General features: G+C 68.0%; 4 protein-coding genes. All 4 read left to right on the top strand.

Annotated features, from left to right (window positions below; translation table 11 throughout):
- Window positions 1-714, top strand: a 714-nt coding sequence (locus FFS27_RS31215) for a (Fe-S)-binding protein (RefSeq protein WP_137952476.1), incomplete at its 5' end; no start/stop codon positions are given.
- A gap of 328 nt (window positions 715-1,042) precedes the next feature.
- The gene (speD, locus tag FFS27_RS31220; RefSeq protein ID WP_003095236.1) at window positions 1,043-1,525 is read left to right on the top strand and encodes an adenosylmethionine decarboxylase; all 483 of its coding nucleotides are present in this window, start codon (window positions 1,043-1,045) and stop codon (window positions 1,523-1,525) included.
- On the top strand, window positions 1,525-2,652 hold the full coding sequence (locus FFS27_RS31225; RefSeq protein ID WP_016254383.1) for a fused MFS/spermidine synthase: 1,128 nt from the start codon (window positions 1,525-1,527) through the stop codon (window positions 2,650-2,652). Before speD ends, FFS27_RS31225 begins: the two co-directional genes overlap by 1 nt.
- Before the next feature lie 2 nt (window positions 2,653-2,654).
- On the top strand, window positions 2,655-2,838 hold a 184-nt coding region (locus FFS27_RS31230; protein WP_171019269.1), incomplete at its 3' end, for a hypothetical protein.

The following is a 2,838-nucleotide window of genomic DNA, read 5'->3' on the forward strand; positions in this document are numbered from 1 at the left end:
CGGGTGGTCTATCTCGCCGCCTGCGTCTCGCGCGCCATGGGCCCGGCCTTCGGCGACGAAGAGCGCGAGCCGCTGCTGGACAAGACCCGCCGTCTGCTGGAAAAAGCCGGCTACCAGGTGGTGTTCCCGGATAACCTGGACAACCTCTGCTGCGGTCAGCCGTTCGCGTCCAAGGGGTATGCGAAGCAGGCCGACGACAAGCGCGACGAACTGCTCGCCGCCCTGCTCCAGGCCAGCCGCGGCGGCCTCGACCCGATCTACTGCGACACCAGCCCCTGCACCCTGCGCCTGGTCCAGGGTCTGGACGATCCGCGGCTGCAGATCCACGACCCGGTGAAGTTCATCCGCAGTCACCTGCTCGATCGCCTGGAGTTCATCCCGCAGGACAAACCGGTAGCGGTGCACGTCACCTGCAGCACCCAGCACCTCGGCGAGAGCCAGGCGCTGATCGACCTGGTCGGCCGCTGCACCCGCGAGGTGGTGATCCCGGAAGGCATCCACTGCTGCGGCTTCGCCGGCGACAAGGGCTTCACCACGCCGGAACTGAACGCTCACTCCCTGCGCAGCCTGAAGGATGCCGTGCAGTTCTGCGAGGAAGGCGTGTCCACCAGCCGTACCTGCGAGATCGGCCTCAGCGAGCACGGCGGGATCGACTACCGCGGGGTGGTCTACCTGGTGGACCGGGTAACGCAGGCGAAGGGCGCGCCTCGGTAGGGCGAATAACCGCTCGCGGTTATTCGCCGGGCCATGCTCCGCAGAAACGGCGGATAGCGCCGCTGGCGCTATTCGCCCTACGTCAAGACTCTCACCGGTAGGGCGAATAACCGCCTCGCGGTTATCCGCCGGGCCATGCTCCGCAGAAGCGGCGGATAGCGCCGCTGGCGCTATCCACCCTACGTCAGGCGAAATGGGTGCTCCGGCGTCGTCGGCCCGCGCCGGGGCGGGCAAAAAATCCGTCGTTAAGCACCTCTTAAGTCAGCCGCGCCTATCGTGCCTTCCACCGCGAGGACATCCCTCGCCGAAACGGAAGCAGGAGGCCTTCATGGCAATTCAACCGTTGCGACTCGATCCGATCACCGTGCTCGGCAAGCAACTGGTCATCGAGCTGTTCGACTGCGTCGACCAGCGCTTCGACGATATCCAGTGGATCGAGGAAAGCATGCTCGAGGCCGCCCGCCAGGCCAACGCCACCATCATCACCTCGGCGTTCCACAAGTTCAGCCCGATCGGCATCTCCGGCGTGGTGGTGATCGCCGAATCGCACCTGGCGATCCATACCTGGCCGGAGTACGGCTATGCCGCGGTCGACGTGTTCACCTGCGGCGACGTGCTCGATGGCGCCCAGGCCGTGCGCGTGCTCAGCGAACGCCTGGGCAGCCGTCGGCACCTGATCTCGAGCATGGACCGCGGCCTCGGCGGCCATCGCCTGGGGCTGCTCAGCCGCAGCCTGGCCGGCAATGGCCCGGTCGACGAAGACAGCCCGACCCTGCGCTGGGCGCTGGGCCAGGGCACGGGGGTGGCCTGATGGATACGCCGATCGAACGCGCCCCGCTGGCTCCCGACCTGAGCCAGGCCCGTTACGCCGTCGACCTCACCGGCCTGGTGCCGGCGGAGGTCGCCGCCGGGCTGCCGCCGCTGCCGCCGAACCACTTCTATTTCTATCCGCCGGACCCGCTGCTGGAAGGCGACGGCGCGATCACCGCGATCGAGGACAGCGACCCCTTCGACCAGTACGTCTACCGCCTGCGCCGGGTGCTCTACCAGGGCCGCACGCGCTGGCAGAACGTGCTGATCGCCGACACCTACAACTACGACCGCGTGCTGATGCTCGACGGCGCGATCCAGAGCGCCGAGAGCGATGAGTCGCTGTACCACGAGCTGCTGGTGCAGCCGGCCATGCTCGCCCACGACGAGCCGCGCGACGTACTGATCATCGGCGGCGGCGAAGGCGCCACCCTGCGCGAGGTGCTGTCCCATGCCAGCGTGCGGCGGGCGGTGATGGTCGATCTCGACCGGGAGCTGGTGGAACTGTGTCGCGAACACCTGTTCCAGTGGCACCAGGGCGCCTTCGACGACCCACGCTGCGAACTGCTCGCCGAGGACGGCCGGGCCTATCTCGAGCGCGACCCGTCGCTCTATGACGTGGTCATCATCGACGTCGTCGACATGCTCGACAACGGCCCGGCCCAGGCTCTCTATACCCGCCAGTTCTACGAGCTGCTGCATTCGCGCCTGCGACCGGGCGGGGTGGTCGCGGTGCAGGGGCTGGAGTTCTCCCACAGCGACGACAAGCCCCACGCGGCCCTCGCCCGTACCCTGCGCAGTGTCTTCTCCCAGGTCCACAGCTACCGCGCCACGGTGCCCTCGTTCCTCTCCTCCTGGGGCTTCCTGCTGGCTTCCGACTGGCTCGACGCGAACCACTGGCAGGCCGAGGACATCGACCGACGCATCGAACGCAAGCTCGGCCCGCTGTGGCTCGACCACCTCGACGGCGACTACCTCAAGGCCTGCTTCGTGATGGACCGGGAAACCCGCTTCCTGCTCGCCCAGCCGGGACCGGTACTGGAAGACGGCGTACCCTTCGTCGCACCGCCGGATATCGAGGAGATCGAGTTCGGCCCGGCACAATTGCCGGCCCTGGCGAGGACCTGAAGATGTCCGCCGCTCCCCTGGCCAGCGTACCGCTGGCCGTCACCGGCGCGCCCTGCCTGCTGCACCGGGTACGCTTCCGCTCCGCCGCGGACAGCGGCGGCCTGCCGCTGCTGGCCACCCTGCGCGATCCGCAGCCGGTGCTGGCAGTCCTGGCACAACGTATCGAGCTGAGCGAAGACGCGGAAC

It is taken from the genome of Pseudomonas sp. 2VD, from assembly GCF_005503585.1.
Classification (GTDB): Bacteria; Pseudomonadota; Gammaproteobacteria; order Pseudomonadales; family Pseudomonadaceae; genus Pseudomonas; species Pseudomonas aeruginosa.

What these genes read in the sequence shown, in the direction of transcription:
- speD (WP_003095236.1), top strand. Translation starts at nt 1,043, where the DNA reads ATGGCAATTCAACCGTTGCGACTCGATCCGATCACCGTGCTCGGCAAG.
- FFS27_RS31225 (WP_016254383.1), top strand. Translation starts at nt 1,525, where the DNA reads ATGGATACGCCGATCGAACGCGCCCCGCTGGCTCCCGACCTGAGCCAG.